The 22616-nt window shown below is 43.6% G+C and carries 17 protein-coding genes; 15 read left to right on the plus strand and 2 right to left on the minus strand.

Annotated features, from left to right (window positions below; genetic code table 11):
* Positions 1–22: 22 nt before the first annotated feature.
* Complete coding sequence (locus GVN16_RS02600; RefSeq protein ID WP_166562266.1) at positions 23–1897, minus strand: NACHT domain-containing NTPase; 1875 nt, start codon at positions 1895–1897, stop codon at positions 23–25.
* Positions 1898–2299: 402 nt separating this feature from the next.
* Between GVN16_RS02600 and GVN16_RS02605 the strand changes: the two genes are divergently transcribed.
* From GVN16_RS02605 to GVN16_RS02615, 3 genes are all read left to right on the plus strand, one after another.
* A complete protein-coding gene (locus GVN16_RS02605) occupies positions 2300–5557 on the plus strand; it encodes a TonB-dependent receptor (protein WP_166562267.1) in 3258 nt (1085 codons plus the stop codon).
* A gap of 18 nt (positions 5558–5575) precedes the next feature.
* Positions 5576–7348, plus strand: a complete 1773-nt coding sequence (locus GVN16_RS02610) for a RagB/SusD family nutrient uptake outer membrane protein (RefSeq protein WP_166562268.1) — start codon at positions 5576–5578, stop codon at positions 7346–7348.
* A gap of 101 nt (positions 7349–7449) precedes the next feature.
* A complete protein-coding gene (locus GVN16_RS02615) occupies positions 7450–8292 on the plus strand; it encodes an endonuclease/exonuclease/phosphatase family protein (protein ID WP_166562269.1) in 843 nt (280 codons plus the stop codon).
* A 181-nt stretch (positions 8293–8473) separates the two neighbouring features.
* On the opposite strand, the gene GVN16_RS02620 is transcribed toward GVN16_RS02615, so the two are convergent.
* Positions 8474–8938, minus strand: a complete 465-nt coding sequence (locus GVN16_RS02620) for an Lrp/AsnC ligand binding domain-containing protein (protein WP_166562270.1) — start codon at positions 8936–8938, stop codon at positions 8474–8476.
* Positions 8939–9955: 1017 nt separating this feature from the next.
* Between GVN16_RS02620 and GVN16_RS02625 the strand changes: the two genes are divergently transcribed.
* The 12 genes from GVN16_RS02625 (at position 9956) to GVN16_RS02680 (ending at position 22593) form a co-directional block, all read left to right on the plus strand.
* Positions 9956–10513, plus strand: a complete 558-nt coding sequence (locus GVN16_RS02625) for a hypothetical protein (protein WP_166562271.1) — start codon at positions 9956–9958, stop codon at positions 10511–10513.
* 22 nt (positions 10514–10535) lie between these two features.
* Positions 10536–11783, plus strand: a complete 1248-nt coding sequence (locus GVN16_RS02630; RefSeq protein ID WP_166562272.1) for a DUF819 domain-containing protein — start codon at positions 10536–10538, stop codon at positions 11781–11783.
* Between the two features lie 54 nt (positions 11784–11837).
* Positions 11838–13310 (plus strand): capsule assembly Wzi family protein, encoded by a 1473-nt coding sequence (locus GVN16_RS02635; RefSeq protein WP_166562273.1) that lies wholly within the window; start codon positions 11838–11840, stop codon positions 13308–13310.
* Between the two features lie 276 nt (positions 13311–13586).
* Positions 13587–15374 (plus strand): translation elongation factor 4, encoded by a 1788-nt coding sequence (lepA, locus tag GVN16_RS02640; RefSeq protein WP_166562274.1) that lies wholly within the window; start codon positions 13587–13589, stop codon positions 15372–15374.
* Positions 15375–15466: 92 nt separating this feature from the next.
* The gene (locus tag GVN16_RS02645) at positions 15467–17110 is read left to right on the plus strand and encodes a pyruvate dehydrogenase complex dihydrolipoamide acetyltransferase (RefSeq protein ID WP_166562275.1); all 1644 of its coding nucleotides are present in this window, start codon (positions 15467–15469) and stop codon (positions 17108–17110) included.
* 149 nt (positions 17111–17259) lie between these two features.
* Positions 17260–17796 carry an ATP-dependent protease subunit HslV gene (gene hslV, locus GVN16_RS02650; protein WP_166562276.1) on the plus strand — a complete coding sequence of 179 codons (537 nt, stop codon included), beginning with the start codon at positions 17260–17262 and terminating at the stop codon, positions 17794–17796.
* 18 nt (positions 17797–17814) lie between these two features.
* Entirely contained in the window at positions 17815–19026 is a 1212-nt protein-coding gene (locus GVN16_RS02655; protein ID WP_166562277.1) for a multidrug effflux MFS transporter, read from the plus strand.
* A gap of 44 nt (positions 19027–19070) precedes the next feature.
* Positions 19071–19664, plus strand: coding sequence for a rhomboid family intramembrane serine protease (locus GVN16_RS02660; RefSeq protein ID WP_166562278.1), 594 nt, complete (start codon positions 19071–19073; stop codon positions 19662–19664).
* A 138-nt stretch (positions 19665–19802) separates the two neighbouring features.
* Positions 19803–20213: a hypothetical protein gene (locus GVN16_RS02665; protein ID WP_166562279.1), complete on the plus strand. Its 411-nt coding sequence runs from the start codon at positions 19803–19805 to the stop codon at positions 20211–20213.
* Between the two features lie 119 nt (positions 20214–20332).
* Positions 20333–20905, plus strand: coding sequence for a type 1 glutamine amidotransferase family protein (locus GVN16_RS02670; RefSeq protein ID WP_166562280.1), 573 nt, complete (start codon positions 20333–20335; stop codon positions 20903–20905).
* Positions 20906–20992: 87 nt separating this feature from the next.
* A complete protein-coding gene (locus GVN16_RS02675) occupies positions 20993–21562 on the plus strand; it encodes a Crp/Fnr family transcriptional regulator (protein WP_166562281.1) in 570 nt (189 codons plus the stop codon).
* A gap of 305 nt (positions 21563–21867) precedes the next feature.
* Positions 21868–22593, plus strand: a complete 726-nt coding sequence (locus tag GVN16_RS02680; RefSeq protein ID WP_166562282.1) for a sterol desaturase family protein — start codon at positions 21868–21870, stop codon at positions 22591–22593.
* Positions 22594–22616: the final 23 nt, after the last annotated feature.

A 22616-nucleotide genomic window follows, 5' to 3' on the forward strand; every position in this document is an offset into this window, starting at 1 on the left:
TATTTCGCACAAAAATACTCTCTTAAGGGCTGTACTTCAAATTCATAAGTCCCTTGTACCCTGAAACAAGGGCACAAACTCTCTCCTGAAGAACATGAAATAGATTATCCGCAATGTCCGTTTTGTGTCCCTCTTTTATTAAATATTGCTTTAACCGTTGCTTTAATTCATCAATTCCAATACTTCCGCTATTACCTAATAACTCAGCTTCAGAATGCAAAATCCAAGCAAGATATTGATGTATATCAATTATTAAGTCTCTGTGATCTCTAATAGTGTAGTTTTTTTCCGATTCTCTGTTAAAAAACAATTCAATATAGCTATCATACAAAGCGGTTCTCTTATTCGGCAATGATTCCCCTCTAGTCCTCAATAAACTTATAAAAATTGCTAATTGCATTGGGCTTTTGGCTAAATCCTTTAGGTGAGGTAGTTGTAGTTTTTCTTCGACTAACCTTCTAATTTCAGCGGATTCTCTACTATCTAACTTACTAGCCTTTATCCATTTTTCGACGTATTCTTTGGTAGTTTTCGTGGTAATATCTGTCAGTTGAAAATGGGGATATTCATCAACTGAAAATCCGATAGTATCTGAAAAGGCAGCTGGACGTGAAGTAACTACTATTTGAATAGATTTTGAATTCTCCTTTATCCTATTTATCCCTTTGTTTATAAATTCTATTACTTCTTTTCTAATTTTCAAATCTGCTATTTCATCAAAACCATCAAAGACAAATAATGCAGAACTATTTTTAAGAATTACATTTAGATCATCTGAATTAAAACTATCAGATTGTGAATGATATAACACATGTCCTATTAAGAATGATTCGAGCGAATTTCTTGAAATTGACTTAAACTGCTCTTCATTTAATCTACTTTGATATGGATTTTTGTTCTCAACCCACATTGCGACGTGCCTTAAGTCTATCTTAAAAGGAAGTCGAATAGGAGTAACTCTCATGTGCTCCGGGATCAGTTGAACATCACTTTCCTTATTTAGGAGTCTGGCTCTGTGAACTTGGCATATAAATTGAGAAATTGTTGACTTCCCCTGACCCGGCCCTCCTTCGAGTAGAACCCGTTCTAATTGACTTTGTACTTTGGGATGAAGAAGAAAACTAGCCGCCCCAACATTTTCTATTTCATCAAAATGAGACAAATCTTCATTATAAAATGACCGCCTGTAACTTCGTTCGAATAGATCAAGCATTTTTTTCAACAATCTATCTTTTTCGTTAAGCTTTTTGATCCTGATTGGAACATCCGTATACAAATCCAACAATTTATTTTGCAAATCAATTTGCCTAAATTTAACTTCGTTATCAATTGAATATTGATCAGCTAAATAAGCTTTAACTATTGATTCTCTCCTTTCTTTACTTTCATTTATCCCTTGAAACACCAGGGAATTTAGCACATCTTGTCCATTAATTAGTTCAGGAAATGACCATCTAAATATAGAATCTTTTTCTACTAATCTACATAGATCATCTCTCCACCAACACAATGAAGAGATAGAAATTTTATCCTCTAGGATTTTGTTAATTTTATCTTTTGAGCCATTATCTAAATGAGCGGTTCCTTTTAAATTAGTAAGTAAATAGTATCTTTTAGCTCCTCTTGTAGTAAGTTCATCAACTTTAGGGGCTTCTTTATTAATTACATCACTTAGCCATCTATAAGTATCTTTGATACTATTTGGATCTCTAACATATTTGACTTGAAATACATAGAAATCTTTCTTATTTGAATCCATTAAGTATGCAATCGCATCTCTTCCACCGTCAGGTTGCCCAACAGGATACGATTGTGAATCAGGAAACTCTTTTGCTATCAATGTACTGCAAAATTCTTGAAATCTTTCATCTCCTAAGTTTTCAAATTGGTAATCCATATTTTGTTAGTTAACAATGATAAAAAAGAACACCTTCCGAGTTACAGCATACGAAAATACAAAAAAATATATACGAAACAAATATTACAAAACTGACTTCGGAGAAGTAACTATAATCTCCACTAAAAAATAGCATATTCCCGAACATTGTTCGTATATGCTAATACTTTTTCCTTTTTTGAATTTCTTTTTTACCAACAAAATAAAATACCCAGTTACATTCCTACCTTGGCCGCCCCCGCCTAACAAAACCTTAATCTTAAGCATCCCGATTTAAATTTCAGGTAACATTGGCTGCTATACATTTGTCCCCTGAAACTATTGTATTATTAAACTTTCTATCACTTAATTTTTTATCAGAATAGTCTAATTTCTGCTTAAAAAAGTCAAAAATTCAACATTATGAAGGGATTTGTATGTTTTGGAGGCCGTTTTTTCAAACGGACCGGAACCACTATGCTGCTGCTTTTTGCCCTGACGGGACCCGCCATGGCAGGAGTACTCAACGGACTCGCCGAAAGGACGGTGTCCGGAAGGGTAACAGATGAAAACAATGAGCCGCTGCCAGGCGTGAGCATTGTAGCGAAAGGAAAGAAAAACGGAACAAGCACGGATGCAGACGGTAAATTCAAAATTACCGTACAGGAAGAGGAAACAACGCTTGTGTTTTCCTTTGTGGGTTTTCAGACACAGGAAGTGCTGCTAAACAACCAGAGTGTATTCAATGTAAGCCTGAAATCGGATGCCAAATCATTGCAGGAAATTGTGGTGGTAGGGTATGGTACGCAAAAGAAAGTTAACCTTACCGGGGCTGTAGACCAGGTGACCAGCGAAGTGCTTGAAAACAGGTCTTTACCTAACCTTACGCAAGGTTTGCAGGGTGTTATCCCTAACCTGAACCTGAAAATGGGTGACGGTAAGCCTATCCAGTCACCTTCGTATAACATTAGAGGTACCACTTCTATCGGGCAGGGTGGTAACGCCCTGGTGCTGATCGACGGTGTGGAAGGTGACCCGAGCCGTCTGAATCCTAACGATGTAGCCTCGGTCTCTGTTTTGAAAGATGCTGCTTCGGCTTCTATTTATGGTGCCAGAGGTGCTTTCGGGGTGGTTCTGATCACCACCAGGAACCCGGTTAAAGACAGAACAAGTGTGACTTATTCGGTCAATCAGTCGATCAAAAGTCCTACGGCTACGCCTGATTTCGTTACCAACGGTTACCTGTTTGCCAAAATGTTTAACGAAGGCTGGTCGGCATGGAACGATTATTCACAAACTCCTCAGAACGTGAATAAGACCGTCCGTTTTTCTCCGGCTTATCTTGCAGAACTGGAGCGTCGTGACAAGGACCCGAGCCTGCCTAAAACAGAAGTTGGCTCCAACGGAGAGTATGTGTATTATGAGAACATGGACTGGTACAAGGAATTGTACAAAAAGAACACCAGTGCCACGGAACATAACCTGTCGTTTTCAGGCAGCAGCGGAAAAGCTGATTTTTATGTGACCGGAAGATATTACAACCAGGAAGGTTTATTTAAATATAATTCGGATGATTACAAGATCCTGAGTGTCAGAGCCAAGGGCTCAATCCAGTTGTATCCATGGTTAAAAGTGACCAACAACGCTGACTTTTCATCCATGAAATACCACAACCCGCTGAACGTTGGTGAAGGGGGAAGTATCTGGAGAAACATCTCGGATGAAGGCCACACTATGGCCCCGATGTTCAACCCGGACGGTACACTTACTTACTCGGCGGCGTATACAGTAGGTGATTTCTGGTACGGCAAAAACGGTATCGACATGGACAAGAGGGTGTTCCGTAACACCACGGATTTCAGCTCGAAATTCTTCAGTGACAAACTGAGGATAAACGGTAACTTCACGTTCCAGAATACCGATAACAACGAATACAGAACGAGAGTGGCTGTGCCTTACAGCAGAAAGCCGGGTGTCATTGAATATGTAGGTACCAACACCAATGACCTTCAGAATATCTACAGGGAAACGCTTTACACAGCCTCTAACCTTTATGCTGAGTACGAGCCTAAATTCAGCCGCAGACATGACATGAAGGTGCTCGTAGGTTACAACTATGAGCAATCAAACTACCAGAGACTGGAAGCCGTAAGAAACGGGATCATTTATGAAGACGCCACAGACATCAACCTGGCCTTGGGTCAATCGATCACCACTTCAGGAGGAAAAGAGAACTGGGCTATTTTGGGTGGTTTTTATCGTCTGAACTATGCATTTGACGAAAAATACCTGGTTGAAATCAACGGCCGTTATGATGGTTCTTCCAAATTCCCGTCCGATCAGCGTTATGCTTTCTTCCCTTCTGTATCAGTGGGCTGGAGAGTAGCCAATGAGTCGTTCTGGAAAGTTTCTCCTAAAGCGATTACCGACTTAAAGATCAGGGCTTCTTATGGTTCATTGGGTAACGGTACCATCGGTTCCTATGCCTTCCAGGAGCAGTTTGCCATCTCACAGTCAGGAAGGATCCTGAACGGTATCAAACCACAGCAAACCACTATGCCGGGTGTTATCCCTGCAGGTCTGACCTGGGAAACTTCTACTACAGGAGATGTGGGTCTTGACGTGGGCTTGCTGAACAACAGGCTTTCACTGACTGCCGATGCCTACTGGAGAAAAACTACGGATATGTTTACCGTGGGTATGACTTTACCGGCCGTGTTCGGAACGAACGTTCCCAAAGGTAACTACGCCGACCTGACGACCAAAGGATGGGAAGCCGTACTGACCTGGAGAGATAAGGTAAACCTGGGTTCCAAGCCACTTGGTTATGAGATCCGTCTGACGATGTCGGATTACACTTCAAAAATTGACAAATATAATAACCCTGATCAGCGTCTGAGCGATTATTATGCCGGACAAACCGTAGGCGAAATCTGGGGATATACCACTGCCGGATTCTTTACTTCTGCAGAAGATGTTAAAAACTCACCTAAGCAAAACCTCTTCAAAGCCTCAAACACCGGACAATGGCTGCCGGGTGACATCAAGTTTGCCGACCTGAACGGCGACGGGGTGATTGACAACGGAAACAACACCGTAGCAAGCCCGGGCGACATGAAGGTGATCGGTAATACAACCCCAAGATACACTTATGGTGTCATGTTGGGAGCTGACTGGAACAACTTCTTTTTTTCAGGTTTCTTCCAGGGTGTGGGCAAGCAGGACTGGTGGCCGGGTGCTGAAGCCGGAACTTTCTGGGGACAATACAACAGACCTTACAACAAGCTTCCGTCATGGCAGATTGATAACATCTGGTCTGAAAGCAACCCGAATGCTTATCTGCCAAGATACAGAGGGTATGTGGCCCAGAACGGCCAGGGAGAGCTGAAACAAGCCCAGACCAAATACCTTCAGAATGTGGCTTACATCAGGTTGAAAAATGTTCAGCTGGGTTATAACCTTCCTAAAGTACTGATTCAGAAAGTGGGTATGAACGGAGCCAGGGTGTTTGTGTCGGGAGAAAACCTATGGTCTTACTCTCCTATGTACAAAATCACCAGGGACATGGACGTGGAAAGTGCTACCGCTTCAGATCAGGTGGTAACCAGCGGAACCAGTGGTGACGGACACAATTATCCGATTTTAAAAACTTTTACGGTAGGATTGTCAGCTACCTTCTAATTATTAATTCTTATCGAAATGAAAGCAAAATATCTTTGGATTATACTTTTAGCTCTGGCAGGTGTAGCCTGTGAGCAACTGGACCAGGTGCCGGAATCTACCGCCTCTAAAAATGCCGTTTTCGGCAGCGAAAAAGGTTTGGAACTGTACGCCAACTCGTTTTACAACATCCTGCCATCAGCCAGTGCAGTGCATCAGAGCGACGCCATGACCGATTACGGTGCAAGAACGCAGGTACCTGATTTCCTGAGAGAAGGAGCCTTTGGCCCGCGTCAGAGCTCGGGATGGAGCTGGACAAACCTCAGAAGTATCAATTACTTTATCGACAACTGTGACAATCCGGCCATTCCGGTAGAGACCAGGAACCATTACATCGCATTGGCCCGTTTTTTCAGAGCCTGGTTTTACTTTGAGAAAGTAGTCAGATTCGGTGACGTGCCCTGGATCAACAAAGCCATGGATGTAACCGATAAGGACCTTTTCAATGGCCGTGACTCACGCACCCTGGTGATGGATTCTGTACTGGCTGATTTGGACTATGCCTGCAAAAACATCAGGACCACCAGCGACAATTCAAGAACGCTGATCACCAAATATGTGGCTTACGGTTTCAAATCAAGGGTTTGTTTGTTTGAAGGTACTTTCAGAAAATACCAGACCGGCTATAACCTTGGCGGAACAGCCAACAAATGGCTGAACGAAGCGGTTGCTGCTTCAGAAGTGGTGATGAAAGAAGGCGGGTTCTCGCTGAACGAAGCCGGAGGAACCGATAAATCATACAGACAATTGTTTACAAACAAACTGCCGGTTACTTCAGAAATCATGCTTTCTGCCGTTGTGGACCCTGCACTGAGTGTGTTTAACGACGCCAACTGGTGGTGGACCAGTGCCACTTACGGGGCCAGAATCAGCTTTAACCGTACTTTCATAAACACTTACCTGAACATCGACGGGACACCGTTTACAGGCAAAGCAGGTTACAAAACCATGACCTTTGCAGAAGAAGTCAAAGGAAGAGACAAAAGACTGCAGCAAACCATCAGGATGGGAAATTATACGAGGATCAACGGCGGAGCCGTGGAAGCCGCCCCTCCTGTCTTCTCTTACACTTACACAGGTTATATGCCGATCAAATGGTCACTGGATGATATGTATTATGACGGCGGATCACGTAACGACAACTCGATGTCGATCATGAGATACGCTGAAGTATTGCTGAATTATGCAGAAGCCAAAGCGGAATTAGGTACACTGACCAACGACGACTGGGCCAAAACAGCCGGAGCATTGCGAAAGAGAGCCGGCATTACCGGGGGACTTACCGCCAAACCTGCCGTAGTGGATACTTACCTTCAGGCTAATTATTTCCCTGCCATCAACGACGCCACCTTACTTGAAATCCGTCGTGAAAGAGGCATTGAGCTGACACTGGAAGGCCTTCGTTTTCAGGACATCATCCGCTGGAAAAGAGGCGAGCTGATGGAACAGACCTGGAATGGTTTCTATGTACCCGCCCTTGACGTTCCGATGGACCTTAACGAAGACGGGAAAATGGACGTGGTTTTCTACAAAGTAAAACCCGCCACTTCATTGCCAGGCGTGACTTACATCAACGTAGCCGAAACAGTCAGTGGTGTAGCCAATCCGCAAAGATTGTCGAACGACACCTCAGGAGAGTTGACCTGGCTGAATAATATTCCAAGAAAATGGAATGACAGATACTACCTGTACCCGATCCCTGAAACCGACCGTCTGCTGAATCCGGCACTGGGTCAGAATCCGGGCTGGTAAATAATTTCAAAGCTATTTTGCGGAATGCATGTTACATATTCCGCAAAATAGCTTTTACTTTGGGGGTAGATTTTACCAACCTTAAAAAAACAACAAAATCAATGAAAGCAATCATTTTATGCCTTATGGCAGCCCTTTTTACCACTACAGCAGCATTTTCTCAGAAAGAAACGCCTATCGTTGTAGCCAGTTACAATATCAGATATAATACCTCGAATGACGGCGTCAATGCCTGGCCAAACAGAAAAGAAAATGTAAAAGCCCTGATCAGATACCATGAATTTGACATTTTCGGAGTGCAGGAAGCCCTTCATGGTCAGCTGCAGGACATCTCGGAGCTGAAAGAATTCACCTACCTGGGTGTGGGCCGGGACGACGGAAAAGAAGCCGGAGAGCACTCGTCAATCTTCTACAAAAACGACCGTTTTAGAGTATTGGAATCAGGCAATTTCTGGCTGAGCGAAACTCCGGATGTGCCGGGTAAGGGTTGGGATGCCAAATGCTGCAACAGGATTTGTTCATGGGCCAAATTTAAAGACCTGAGGACCAAAAAAGATTTCTATTTCTTCAATGTGCACTTTGATCACCAAGGTGTGGAAGCGAGAAAAGAATCAGGTAAACTGATGGTGAAAAAAATCCAGGAAATCGCCAAAGGTGCTACCGCGATTTGTACGGGTGACTTCAACTCAACCCCTGATACGGAACAAATCAAAGCCATGCAAACCATCCTGAATGACAGCAAAGCCGTTTCAGTATTACCTGCTTACGGACCGGAAGGAACCTTCAACAGCTTCAAATTTGACGCTCCTCTGAAAACCAGGATTGACTATATTTTTATCAGCAAAGGCATTAAAGTACTGAAATATGGTGTGCTTACCGATGCACTGGAACAAAGATACCCTTCTGACCACCAGCCGGTGGTGGTGAAAGTGGTTTTGCCATAATCGCGAAAAGAATTTAGCTAAGAAGGCTGCCGGACTTGATCCGGCAGCCTTCTTGAATTTAAAAACCCGGGCAACATATATTTACAAAAATTATAATAAATATTCTTTCCCATCGGAACAAAGCTCAGGACAAACAAGCATTCTACCTTATCTCCGTTCTGCCGTTTTCCTTTCTCCCCCTTTAAATAATCGGCACCGTCCTTGAAAGGCTTTCTTCCAGCGAGATGAATGTTTCGGTTCTTTGAATCCCCTGCACTTTCTGGATTTTGTCGTGCAGCACTTCACGAAGATGGGCGGTATCCCGGCACACCAGTTTAACAAAAATACTGTATATCCCGGTGGTGTAATTGATGTTGACGATTTCAGGGATTTCGACCAGTTGTTTGGCCACATCGTCATAGAGATAGCTTTTTTCAAGGTAAATACCCAGAAAAGCATAGATATCCCAGCCTAACCTTTGGGTGTCGATGATTAAACTGCTACCTTTGATGATTCCTGCAGTTTCCATCTTTTTGACCCGGGTGTGCACCGCTCCCGGCGACAGGAAAACTTTCTCAGAAATTTCTGCATAAGCCATTTTGGCGTCATTGCTTAGTAAAGTCAGGATTTTAAGGTCGGTTTCGTCAATGCCGGGATACTTTTCCATGATATAAAATATTCAGATTTAAGAATGAATTATTTTTACAAACTAAATACAATTTAACTATTCACCAAATTAACTAAATATTATCCTAAATATTGATAATTTTTATAAATAATTTGCATCGAAATGGTTTTTCATATTAACTTTGCATTGTTAAACAAAACCACAAATTAGTTTTTAATCGTTGGTTTAGTTCTTATAAATAATGTAGGGTGACGAAACTGGCAGCCGTGCCCTCCTGTCTCGGGGGTGGTGGTTTCAGGATAAACGAAAAGTAAAGCCGGACGGGTTTTTTCCAAAGTCGACTGGGGTTGACCACCAAATTTTGCTTTTTGGCTAACTGCATCGTGGGCGGTTCGAATCCCCCTCCTACAGCATCGTGTGACATGGAAGAAAATTTCTTATTTTTATTTCTTTCATGTCATTTTTTTTGCATATTTGTAAATGCTAAAGATATTATTTGGTTTTTAGTTTGTTGATGAAGTGTAATTGCGACACGCAGTCCCGAATTGTGGACTGTGTGTTTTGTTTTATAGCTCTTCTTACCTTTCATATCATACTGACATTCAACTACTTAATCAAAACTCATCACATTTTAAAACCTGGTTTCAGAACTGATTATTACAGGAAACTCACCTCCGTTTTTTCGTGAATTTAATGCCGGCGACCTGCCGAATCCAAGCCTATTTCCGTAGGCATCGGTCAGATAAAACACCCTCATTCCCGAGGCCTGATCCACGGGTCCCTGATGTACCGGAAAACCTTCTTTTCGGGAGGTATCCAGACCCCTGATTTTACACTTTTCAAACGGGCCTGTCCGCATCATGAACCCTGGCGTAAACGTTATAACCGGATCGCCGGTCATCTTCCATACTTGTAAGCCGGAACTAAGTGATTGTTTTCATTTGATTACCCGGATTAAAAGTAGATTTGCAAATTCTTTGTCAGAGTATCTGCAATAATTCCTTATTTTTGGAAAGTGAAAAATTTATGTTCCATATTTACTTTAACTGACCTGCCATGATCAAAAATCTCGGTCTCCAGGAGTACCTGTCCCTGGGTTATATCTATTTACTTATTCTTGGTTTAATTACTGAAAGCATCTTTTATAAACTGCTGGGAATTAACATTCTCAATTACTCCTCCCTTTCCGACATCCTGCTCTCTCCCATCAGCCTTATTACCGGCAATCCCATTCTGACGGTATTTTTGCTGGTATTCTTCGGGCTGTCGTTTCTGTATTTCAGATTTTTTTTCCGTAAATTCCAAAAAAAGAAAGAGGGAGAACCTGCCAAAACATTGTCCAGCGGGAAAATAATGCTGATTTCTTTAGCGATGTTGATTTCACCGTTTATCGGGGTGGAAATCGGTCGCGGCACCAAACTGAAAAGCCAGATAGAAGCCGGCACTACCAAACCTGACCATCTGATTACTTTCGCCGACTCAAGAACAAAAAAAGTAAGGGTTATCGGTCAAAATACGGTATATATATTTTTTGTGCCTGAAAAAGAAAAACAGGTAATCATATGCCCTATCGGCAATGCCGTTTTTTCGATACAAAAGCTTAATCTGCCCTGAACGTCTAAATAATTAAACCTTTATGGACCAAAAAAGCCTGATTACAAACGATGCTGTAGTAGCCGGAATACTAAGTGGTATCCTTCTTCTTGTTTTTCATACTTCAAATTCGGCTAACCGGTACTGGAAAAAATTCTACCGGTTTTTTCCTCCTATCCTGCTTTGTTATTTTCTGCCGGGATTACTCAATTCGTTTCATATCATTTCAGGTGAAACTTCAGGCGTCTACCCTTTTGTTTCCAAATATCTGTTACCTGCCTGCCTCGTTTATTTCACCCTGAGCCTTGACATGAAAATGCTCAGGATGTTAGGATCAAAAGCTCTTTTCGTTTTTTTCGCAGGATCTTTAGGAATCATTGTCGGCGGCCCTGTTGCGGCATTGATCATCAAAAGCCTTTATCCTTCTGTTTTTTCAGGCACGGGAGCTGACGAAGTATGGAGGGGCCTGGCGACCATTGCAGGCAGCTGGATCGGAGGCGGAGCCAATCAAACCGCTTTAAAAGAAGTGTTTCAGCCCTCCCCCAACCTGTTTTCCCAGATGGTTGCCCTTGATGTCATTGTTGCCGAAATCTGGCTGGCTTTACTGCTGGTGGGTGTCGGTTACAATGACCGCATCAATCAGTGGATCAAAGCCGATCCGGTCATGATCCACGAAATACAGGAGAAATTAACGGCCGACAGCCTGGATAAACAAAAGCACCCGGAGCTTTACGATTATATAAAAATACTGGCCGTCGGCTTTGTATCTACCGGTCTGGCTTACTTCCTGTCTGACCTGATTACGCCTTTTATCAAAACCAATTACCCCCAGCTTGAACAATTCAGTCTTACCTCCGGCTTTTTCTGGGTGGTATCTATTGTGACATTGATCGGGATTATTTTGTCACGTACTTCGTTCAGAGAACTTGAGCATGTGGGGGCTTCTAAAATCGGCAGCTTGTTCCTTTATATCCTGATCGCCTCCATAGGTATGCAAATGAATCTATTCGCCATTGCCGACAACCCTGGTTTACTATGGATCGGCATCATCTGGATACTTATTCATGCTGTCTTTGTCATCGCCGCTGCCAAACTGGTCAGGGCTCCGTATTTCCTGATGGCAGTAGGATCGCAGGCCAACGTTGGCGGAGCAGCTTCTGCTTCGGTAGTAGCGGCAGCGTTCCATTCGTCACTGGTCACCATCGGGGTAATGATGGCGGTATTAGGCTATGCCATAGGTACTTATGGAGGATACCTGACAGCCCAGCTCATCCGCTGGGTAACTACCTAAGCTTGGCTTGGTTTTTGCAATCACACATTTCTATACGCTTTCTTATAAATCCAAATGAGGAATTTACTAAATTATCTGAGCTATTTTCTGACAGGCTTTGCCTGTTTGCCGACTGCATACGCTCAAAAAGTAAGACCTTATGAATACAAAGTAGAGCTGGGCACTTATTACTCCATCAACAATAAAATTCCTTTCTGGATGCGTAGCAATCAGTTCGGGGTGATTCCAAAAACAGGCAATACCGTTTTGTTCCGTCAATCTGTAACATCCAAAAAAGACACTACCGGGAAGTTTTTCAAGTTTGGTTACGGAGCAGACATGGCCGTGGTCGTAGGCAACCAGGCACAGTTCCTGTTACCCGAAGCTTATCTTAAATTTGACCTGGGCATTTTCTCCGTTATGGGCGGGCGTAAAAAACAGGTCCATGGCATCGTAGATAGCACCTTAAGCAGTGGCTCTGTCACCTGGTCAGGCAACTCGCTGCCAATGCCTGAAGTCCAGCTGGCCATTCCCGAATACCGGAAATTAATCTTCAAATGGCTGTTTATCAAAGGGCATTACAGCCACGCATGGTTCATGGACCAGGAATATGTAAAGAACTACTATCTGCATCAGAAAGCCTTGTACGGCAGGATCGGAAAAGCAGGCTCCAAAGTTAAATTTTATGGCGGTATCCTGCACAATGTGCAGTGGGGAGGAAAACCCAAGTATGATATTCCGGCGTGGGACGGCCGTTTTAAAAACGGGAAATTGCCCAGCAACTGGTTTACCTACAAACAAGTGGTTTTGCCATTTAAAGCCTTGCGTGACACGACTTCAGGCTATACCAATTTTGAGCTGGAAAACAGGTTTGGCAATCACGTGGGGCAGTTTGATATCGGAGGCGAAATCAGGATCAGGAAAACCAACCTGATGTTATACAAACAGACGATTTTTGAGACAGGACAGACTTTCAGCAGTCTCACCAATGCCGACGACGGGCTTTATGGCTTATCCTTAACGAGCCTGGCAGAAAAAACAATTTTCCGGCGATTTGTTTTTGAGTTCCTGTTCACCAAAAACCAGGGCAGCTACCAGGCGGGTTTGCCCCGTTTGCTGGGGCTGAAAGACCGTCAGTTCGGAAACGATACCTATTATTTCAATCACGCACAGTATCTCGACGGCTGGTCTTATAACCGGATGACGATCGGCACGCCCTTTATGATTCCGGACCCGGAAATAAGAATAGAGAAAAGGAACACGACCATGCAGTTTTACTCCAACAACAACAGGATCAGGGCCTTTTTCATCGGAATGAATGCAAAACTGAATTCGGTAGACCTTGAAATGAGGGCATCTCTCAGCAGAAACTTCGGCACGGCGAGAAAAGCGATGGGTCCCGCCGACCAGATGTCGCTGCTTTTCACGGGCTATGTACCCGCTGCCAAACTGAAAGGAAACATCAAAGTAAGTGTGGGCATAGACCAGGGTGACCTGATCAATGATAACTACGGGGTTAACCTGAGTTACCAGAGGATCTGGAAATGAAGACAGGGATTGTGTTACGGGCTAAGTGGAGAAAAATGGAATAAACAACATCTTGTGTCGGTAAGCTTTGTTTCAAGGGAAACTTTTCCGGATCCGGACACGTCCTTTTTCTTTACTCCTTTTTCTTTTCTCCCCTTCAGACGTTAAAAGCCTGCTGCTAAATAAATATCCCTAAACTACCGCACTTTCCCTATTTTATTATAATTTTGCAAAACTTTAAAAAGCCTGTTTCCGGTATCTTCCGGAAACAATTACATTTCAATTTCATAAGATTTAGTGAAGCACATTCGTAATTTTTGTATTATTGCCCATATCGATCACGGTAAAAGCACGCTGGCGGATAGATTGTTGGAATTTACCGGAACTGTAACTTCGAGAGAGATGCAGGCTCAGCTTCTGGATGACATGGACCTCGAAAGAGAACGTGGAATCACCATCAAGAGCCACGCCATCCAGATGGATTATCTCTTTGAAAATGAGAAATATACCCTCAATCTGATAGATACCCCCGGTCACGTCGATTTCAGTTATGAAGTTTCACGGTCAATAGCTGCCTGTGAAGGAGCCCTGCTGATCGTTGATGCCGCCCAGGGTATTGAGGCCCAGACCATCTCCAATCTTTTCCTGGCCCTGGAACACGACCTTGAAATCATCCCGGTGATCAATAAAATTGACCTGCCCGGAGCGATGGTGGAAGAGGTGAAAGACCAGATCGTCGACCTTTTGGGTATTGATCCTGACACCATAGTTTTAGCCAGTGCCAAGGAAGGTATTGGTATAGATGATATTTTATCGGCCATTATTCACAGAATTCCTCATCCTGTCGGAGATCCCGACGGTCAGCTGCAAGGCCTGATCTTTGACTCTGTCTTCAATTCCTATCGCGGTATTGAGGTAATCTTCAGGGTTAAAAACGGAAGAATCAAAAAAGGAGATAAAGTTAAGTTTATCGCCACTGGTAAAGAATATTTTGCGGATGAGATCGGAAGTCTTAAGCTCAAAAAACAGCCTCGTGATGTTTTGGAATGCGGCGACGTAGGTTACCTGATTTCCGGTATAAAAGTTGCCAAAGAAGTAAAAGTCGGTGATACCATCACGCATACAGATAATGCTTCCATTGTGCCTATTCATGGATTTGAAGAAGTTAAGCCGATGGTATTTGCGGGTATTTACCCCGTAGACACCACGGATTTTGAAGAACTTCGTGAGGCCATGGAAAAACTCCAGTTGAATGATGCCGCCCTGATCTGGGAACCGGAAACCTCTGCCGCCCTTGGCTTCGGATTCCGTTGCGGGTTCCTGGGTATGCTGCACATGGAGATCGTGCAGGAGCGTCTGGAGAGGGAATTCAACATGACGGTGATCACGACGGTACCTTCCGTAAGATTCATCCTGAAGACCAAGAGAGGAGAAACCATACAGGTATCTGCTCCTTCAGAAATGCCTGATCCGAACCTGATCGACTCTATCGAAGAACCCTATATCAATGCACAGATCATCACCGCCGCAGATTATGTGGGTGTGATCATGACCTTGTGTATGGAAAAACGTGGTATTGTTAAAAACCAGGTTTATCTGACAGCCACCAGGGTTGAGCTTACTTTTGAAATGCCGCTTTCGGAAGTCGTATTTGACTTCTTTGATAAGCTGAAAACCATTTCAAGAGGATACGCTTCCCTTGATTATTCACTGGCCGGCTATAAAGAATCAGCCCTTGTAAAGCTGGATATCCTGTTGAACGGCGATCCTGTGGATGCCCTTTCGGCCATTGTACACAGAGACAAAGCCTATGACTGGGGTAAGAAACTTTGCGAAAAACTCAAAGAGCTTTTGCCAAGACAACAGTTCGAAATTGCCATCCAGGCGGCCATCGGTGCGAAGATCATTGCGAGAGAAACCGTAAAAGCAATGCGTAAAGATGTGACAGCCAAGTGTTATGGTGGTGACATCAGCCGTAAGCGTAAACTTCTCGAAAAACAGAAGAAAGGTAAAAAGCGTATGAGACAGATCGGAAACGTGGAAGTGCCACAGGAAGCTTTCATGGCCGTATTGAAAATTAATTAAAATATACTCGCTGAGTTTATAAGTTTTCAGACGGATTCTGTTAATTTTGAAACGAATTAATTCTAAGCAAAAATAAAGACATACTATAAATTATGGCAGAAGTAATCAGGATGCCCAAGATGAGCGACACCATGGAAGAAGGTGTAATTGCCGCATGGAATGTTAAAGTCGGTGATGTCGTAAAATCGGGTGACATTTTAGCTGAAGTTGAAACAGATAAAGCCACGATGGACATGGAGTCATACTACGATGGCACCATTCTTCATATCGGAGTTCAGAAAGGCGAAGCTGTGCCGATCGATGCGATCATTGCAGTGATTGGAAATCCGGGAGAAGATTTTCAGAGTTTATTGAGTGGAAGTACTTCAGCCCCTGCCGCTGCTCCGGCAGAAACCAAAGAAGAAGTGAAAACCGAAGCCCCTGCAGCTCCTGCCGCAGCCGCTCCGGCCATAGATACCTCATCTATCAAAGCGACACTGGTTACCATGCCGCTTCTGAGTGATACCATGACTGAAGGTGTGGTTCACGCCTGGCTGAAAAAAGTAGGTGATTCTGTGAAATCAGGCGACATGCTGGCTGAGATCGAAACAGATAAGGCTACGATGGAAATCGAAGCTTATGAAGACGGTACTTTACTTTATATAGGCGTTAAAGAAGGTGAAGCTGCACCGGTCAATTCCGTTATCGCCGTTATCGGTGAAAAAGGAGCTGATTTCGAGACTTTACTGAAAGCCAACGCTGCCGATGGAAGTGCCCCAGCACCTGCTGCAGAAGCTCCGAAAGCCGCTGAAGCCGCCCCGGCTGCTGCAGCTGCTGCCCCGGCTAAAAAAGAAGAAGCTCCTGCTGTAACGCATTCCAATGCAGGTGAAAGAATACTTGCCTCACCGCTGGCCAAGAAACTGGCAGAAGAAAAAGGCATTAACCTCGGCACTGTCGCCGGATCAGGTGAAGGTGGAAGGATCATCAAGTCGGATATCGACAACTATGTTCCTAAAGCAGCCCCTGCCGCTCCTGCAGCCGCTAAAACCCAGCTTTCGCCGTCACTGACAGGCCAGGAAAGCTATGAGGATATTCCTCTGAACCAGATGCGTAAAACCATCGCCAGAAGACTTTCGGAGTCTAAATTCTCTGCTCCTGAGTTCTACCTGACCATGGAAATCAATATGGACAAAGCCATGGAGGCCAGAACGGCCATGAACGCCATGTCTCCTGTCAAAATATCATTCAATGACATGGTCATCAAAGCTGCTGCTGTAGCCCTGACCAAACACCCGAATGTCAACTCTTCTTGGTTGGGCGACAAAATCCGTCGTAACCACCATATCCACGTGGGTATGGCGGTGGCTGTTGAAGACGGACTCCTCGTGCCTGTCATCAGATTTGCCGACACCAAGTCGCTTTCTACCCTGGCTGCTGAAACCAAAGACCTTGGTGGCAAAGCCAAAACCAAACAATTACAGCCTAAGGACTGGGAAGGTAACACTTTCACGGTAAGTAACCTGGGTATGTTTGGTATCGAACAGTTTACTTCTATCATCAACCCGCCTGAATCATGTATCCTGGCTGTGGGTGGTATCAAAGAAACTGTTGCGGTTAAAAACGGGCAATTCTATGCTACCAATGTAATGAAACTGACCCTGACCTGCGATCACAGAGTGGTGGACGGTGCAACAGGTGCTGCATTCCTGGTAACTTTGAAAGATTTGCTGGAAGAGCCTTATAAATTGCTGGTTTAATCAGAAAGAATGGAAAAAGTGGAAAGTACTCATTTGCAGCTTTCTTCAGTTTCCTGTAAACATCTGTTTAATCTGCATGGAATATAAACCATCAAAATCCCCTCTGAACCTTGTTTTGAGGGGATTTTGATTTTAACAAATCAAATGACATGACGAAAATTAAATCAACTACCGTACTGGGAATCGTACACAATGGAAAAGTCGCTTTAGGGGCTGACGGACAGGCTACTATGGGTAACACCGTAGCCAAATCAAACGTAAGAAAAGTAAGAAGGCTGGCCGGCGGAAAAATCCTCGCGGGCTTTGCCGGATCAACGGCTGATGCTTTTACCCTGATAGAGAAATTCGAAGAAAAACTGAATGCCTATGGCGGCAATATGAAAAGAGCGGCCATTGAACTTGCCAAAGACTGGAGAATGGACCGTTACCTGAGACGCTTGGAAGCCATGATGATCGTAGCCAATTCAGAAGAATTGCTGATCATATCAGGTACAGGAGACGTACTGGAGCCTGATAACCAGATCGCCGCCATCGGTTCGGGCAGCATGTATGCCCAGTCAGCCGCTATTGCATTAAAAAAACACGCCTCAAGCCTTTCTGCTGAAGAAATGGTACAGGAAGGCCTTTCCATTGCAGCTGACATCTGTATTTATACCAACCATAACATCATTATCGAGACTTTGTAATCTCCCTGGAAAGGATTTGTGATAGAAACCCGCAAGAAATATTATCAGCTGATCATCCTGCTGGGTGTGTTATCGGCCCTGATGCCGCTCAGCATCGATATGTATCTTCCGGGATTTCCGGCCATTGCCCGCAGCCTGCATACTGATGTAGCCGCTGTAGGAGTTTCACTGGCCGGATTTTTTGTGGGTGTATGTGCCGGGCAGCTCTTCTATGGTCCGCTGATGGATAAGTTCGGGCGAAAAAAGCCGCTGATCTTTGGTCTGTCGCTGTATTTGCTGGCTTCGCTGGCCTGTCTGTTTGCAACCCATGTGGAGCAGTTTGTGGGCTTCAGGTTCTTACAAGCTTTTGGCGGATGTGCGGGTTTCGTAGCCAACAGGGCCATTGCCCGTGATCTTTTTGCCAAAGAAGAAATCGTCAAGGTATTTTCGATGCTCGTGCTGGTCATGGGTATTGCTCCTATTGTGGCCCCGACCCTGGGCAGCTTTATCGTGACAACGTTAAACTGGCAGGCGATTTTTGCCTTATTGGCCGTTATATCCCTTTTTCTTGTCCTGAGCGTCATATTCTTTTTACCCGAAACAAAACAACCCGACAAAAGCTTCTCGCTTCACCCCAAAGCAGTTTTAAAGGAGTATGCAGAAGTCTTAGGCAACAAGCGGTTCATTTTATATACCATAGCTTTTTCGAGTGCCTCTGCGGGTATGTTTGCCTATATTACTGGCTCACCGTCTCTGTTTATGCATAAATTCGGGTTGACTGAACAGCAATTTGGTATGATTTTCGGACTGAATGCTTCCTGTTACATCCTCGGATCGCAGGTCAACAGGCTGGTGATCAAATGGAGAACAAGTGAGCAACTGGTCATTATCCTCGGCAGCCTGCTGTTCCTGGTGGCTTTGATACTGGCGGCATTAACCTATTACGGACTTGATTCCTTCCCGGCCATTTTTACCTGCCTGGCCTTCTTCCTGCTTTTCACCGGGATCATCAACCCTAATCTGAATGCATTGTCACTTGAGCCATTTACCCGCAATATCGGTGTGGCTTCTGCCCTTTCGGGTTTCCTTCAAATGGGCATCAATGCTTTATCGTCATTTACGGTGAGTTATTTTTCAGACGGAACATCCACTTCTATGGTGGCGGTGATTCTGTTTTTTGCCAGTCTCAGCCTTTGTTGTCTGAGTTATCGCAGTTTAGAACTTTCACCGTTAAGGAGTCAAGATAGCTAAGATTGTTCAGCAAAATCTTACAGAAAAAATCTAAAAAAACTAAAATGAAGCCCTTCCTGAAAAACATAAAACCCAAAATTGCCATTTCCCTGGTACTGGTATTCCTGGTGACGAATGTTCTGACCATTGCTTATTCAAAAATCAAGCTATTCATATTGGTCTATCCGGCCAATCTGCAGGAGCCATGGCAGTGGTACAGGCTTTTAACTCATCCTTTTTACGGGGCTGGTCTTCTTAACTGGGTCATACTTGTGTTTATGATGATCGGTTCCGGCTTCCTGGTCGAAAAACACCTGGAGAAAAAGCAAATATGGACCCTGATCCTGTCTGCCACGGTCATCGGAGGAGCCTCGTATATGTATATGCACAGGCTTGACGATTTTGATCCCCCTATGGGCTCACCCGCTTTCATCGGATGGGCTTATGTTGTTACCGCTTTTATTCTTGGTCTGACCCATTGGAAAACTTCGGGTCTGTTCGAAAAAATCTGGGTTGGCGTCTCTGTTTTACTTCTGATCAATTTCTGCTGGAATGATCACAAATTAAAAAATGAGATTATAATTGTCATCCTGTTTGCTGTTTTTCTGAATCTATTCCGGATTTTCAGAGAAAAAAAGAAAAATGCAATATTTTCGTAGGTCGGAACCTCAAGGCACGGCACTGCGACGAACAAATCCCGTCATGATCTCATTCCGGATAATTTTATAGCATTATCCATGAAATAAAGCGTAACTTGTAGAAATATGTAAATTTTCATCTCTGTAAAACAAATCCGCATGAACAAGCAATATGATATCTGGTTAGATGGGGCCAGGTTTGGTTCAACCAGCCTCGGAAAAGCCGACGTACCTATGAGCATAGTATCCGGTTCTATTCAACTGGTAAATACGCACCACGACTGTAACTACATCAGGGACTATTGCCTTGAAAACACCATCGGCTTTAATTATTATCAGGATGAAAAGTCGATTTCAACCCTGAACATTCCAAAGCTCCGGGTATTCACAACAGAAGGAGTTGAAATTAAGGGAAATTCTGCTTCCATAGAAGGAACAGAGACAGACGGTTTTGAAATTTCTATCGGGGGAATTCCATCGGAGATTTACGAAAGCGAGTTTCCTTATCACATCAAAAACTATCAGGAAACGCTCACAAATTCTGACCTGAAAAAGGATGTGAAGGAATAATTTCTAAATTCAATCAAATCACAATTGCTGCAATCAAAAAAAATTATTTCTTATTGTACTGAGAAAGTTTAAAATACTGATTATTTTTAAGCCGGTCCGTCCGTCTAAACATATCAGTAATGAACATTTATCTATTCCTCTTTGATGGTTTCTCTGACTGGGAAATCGCATATCTGACACCCGAACTTCACAAAAGTGAAAAGGTAAACCTGATCACCTTCTCAAAGGATGGCGGGCCTGTCACTTCCATGGGTGGCCTGAAAATCCTCCCTGATATATCCATCGAAAAAGTAATAGCAGATGATGTTTCGCTGTTGGTACTTCCCGGCGGAGAAGACTGGAATGAAAGAAAGCTGGAATTTGTATCTGAACTGACAAAAACAGTTCATGACCACCGGAAACCAATAGCCGCTATATGTGCCGCCACGACATTCCTGGGCTCCAAGGGTTACCTGGATAATGTAAAACATGTGAGCAACGACCTGAATTACCTCAAAGCCGTCGCACCGGAATACAAAGGAGACGCCCTCTATCAGCCCGAAATGTTTGCCTCAGATCAGAATATCATCACCGCCAACGGAACCGCCCCGATAGAATTTGCAAGAGAGATATTCAGGAAAATCGAATTATGGGAAGAGAGTGAAATAGAAAAATGGTATCAACTATTCAAAAACGGTATTTGGGAGGCGTAGCTCCGTGCCTCGAGGCACGGAGCCGCCGTCGAGGTTCGGGCCAACCCATCCAAAATCACAACAAAAAAAATATAATAATCACATAACATGGAAGAATTAATCCAAATCACCAGACAGCTATGGCCTTCAATGTGTCCGGAATTTGAAGATACGCTGCGAAACTCCATCGTCAGGGAGATAATACCCAAAAAACAATTGGTTCTAAAAGAAGGGCAAACAGCCCACCACATGTATTTTGTTGAACAGGGCTGCCTGAGAGGATATTACCTGAGAGAAGGAAATGAAATCAATTCATGGTTTATGAAAGAAGGAGATTTTGTGATCTCCATTATCAGTTTCTATACCCAGATGCCGACCGAAGAAATGATTGAAACACTTGAAGACTGTGTTTTATGGTCTATTTCCTACGATCAACTTAACGAATTGTATTTTCAATACCCTGAATTTAACCAGGTGGGCCGTTTGTTAACCGAGCGTTATTATGTTTTAAGTGAGCAACGTACCCAGAATTTAAGAAAGAAAACCGCCGATGAACGCTACCGGCATCTGGTCACTTCTTTCCCTGATATAAGTAATCGTGTTCCTCTGAAATTCATCGCTTCCTACCTGGGTATCAGTTTTGAAACCCTGAGCAGATTAAGGGCTAAGAAATGGTGAAATAAAACTTCACAATTGACTTTTGTCAATTGTTCATAATAAATAAGTTCTGAGTTTTGCAGCATAAACTTTAAAACTATATTCACTATGCGAACAATCCCTCAACAACGCTCAGCGTCGATCATTCTGGCCTGGCTTATATTGAGTCCCTACCCAAAAATCCGGCAACCCCGACCACATGCTCTTCGCTTATTAATTTCTATCATTGAGGCCCCTTTACCGACTTTATATTTAAGTTTTTTAAAGGAAAAATCAGGCTTTTCCCGAACGATCCAAAACACAAAACAACTTTTAACCGCTGGCAAATGCTTACCATCATCTTTATCGTATTCGGACTTTGTTTTATTCTTGAACGGATTATTCCCGGGTGGAAATTACCTGAGGTACCGACCTGGACAATCAGAGTTTTAGGAATAAACTTCGTTCAGCTTGGCGTTGTGACGCTCGCAGGTATAACCTGGGAAAAATGGTTTTCAACATGGTCATTGTTTAACCTTTCAGACCATGTTAATCCTGTTTTCGGAGGACTCATTGCCTACTTCATTGCCACCTTTATTTTCTACTGGTGGCATCGCTGGAGACACACCGTTGACTTTCTGTGGACGCGTTTTCACCAGATACACCACAGCCCGCAGCGTATAGAGGTAATTACGTCTTTTTACAAACATCCTTTGGAAATGACGGTAAACTCGATTATCGGTGGTTTGCTCGTTTATTCTCTTCTCGGACTCAGTCTGGAAGCAGGTGGAATTTATACACTTTGCACAGCTCTCGGAGAATTTTTCTATCATACAAACGTCAGAACGCCTCAATGGATCGGGTATGTCTTTCAACGGCCTGAAATGCACAGGATACATCATGAATACAACAAACACACGAACAATTATGGCGATATAGTCTGGTGGGATATGCTATTCGGTACTTATGAAAATCCTAAAGAATTCAGGACTTCCTGCGGATTCGACAATGATAAGGAACAAAAACTCTTTGATATGCTGAAATTCAAAGATGTTCACAAAGATGCAGAATAATTGATTTTGCGTTTGTTTTGTAG

The sequence above is a fragment of the Emticicia sp. CRIBPO genome (assembly GCF_009905725.1).
Taxonomy (GTDB): domain Bacteria; phylum Bacteroidota; class Bacteroidia; order Cytophagales; family Spirosomataceae; genus Leadbetterella.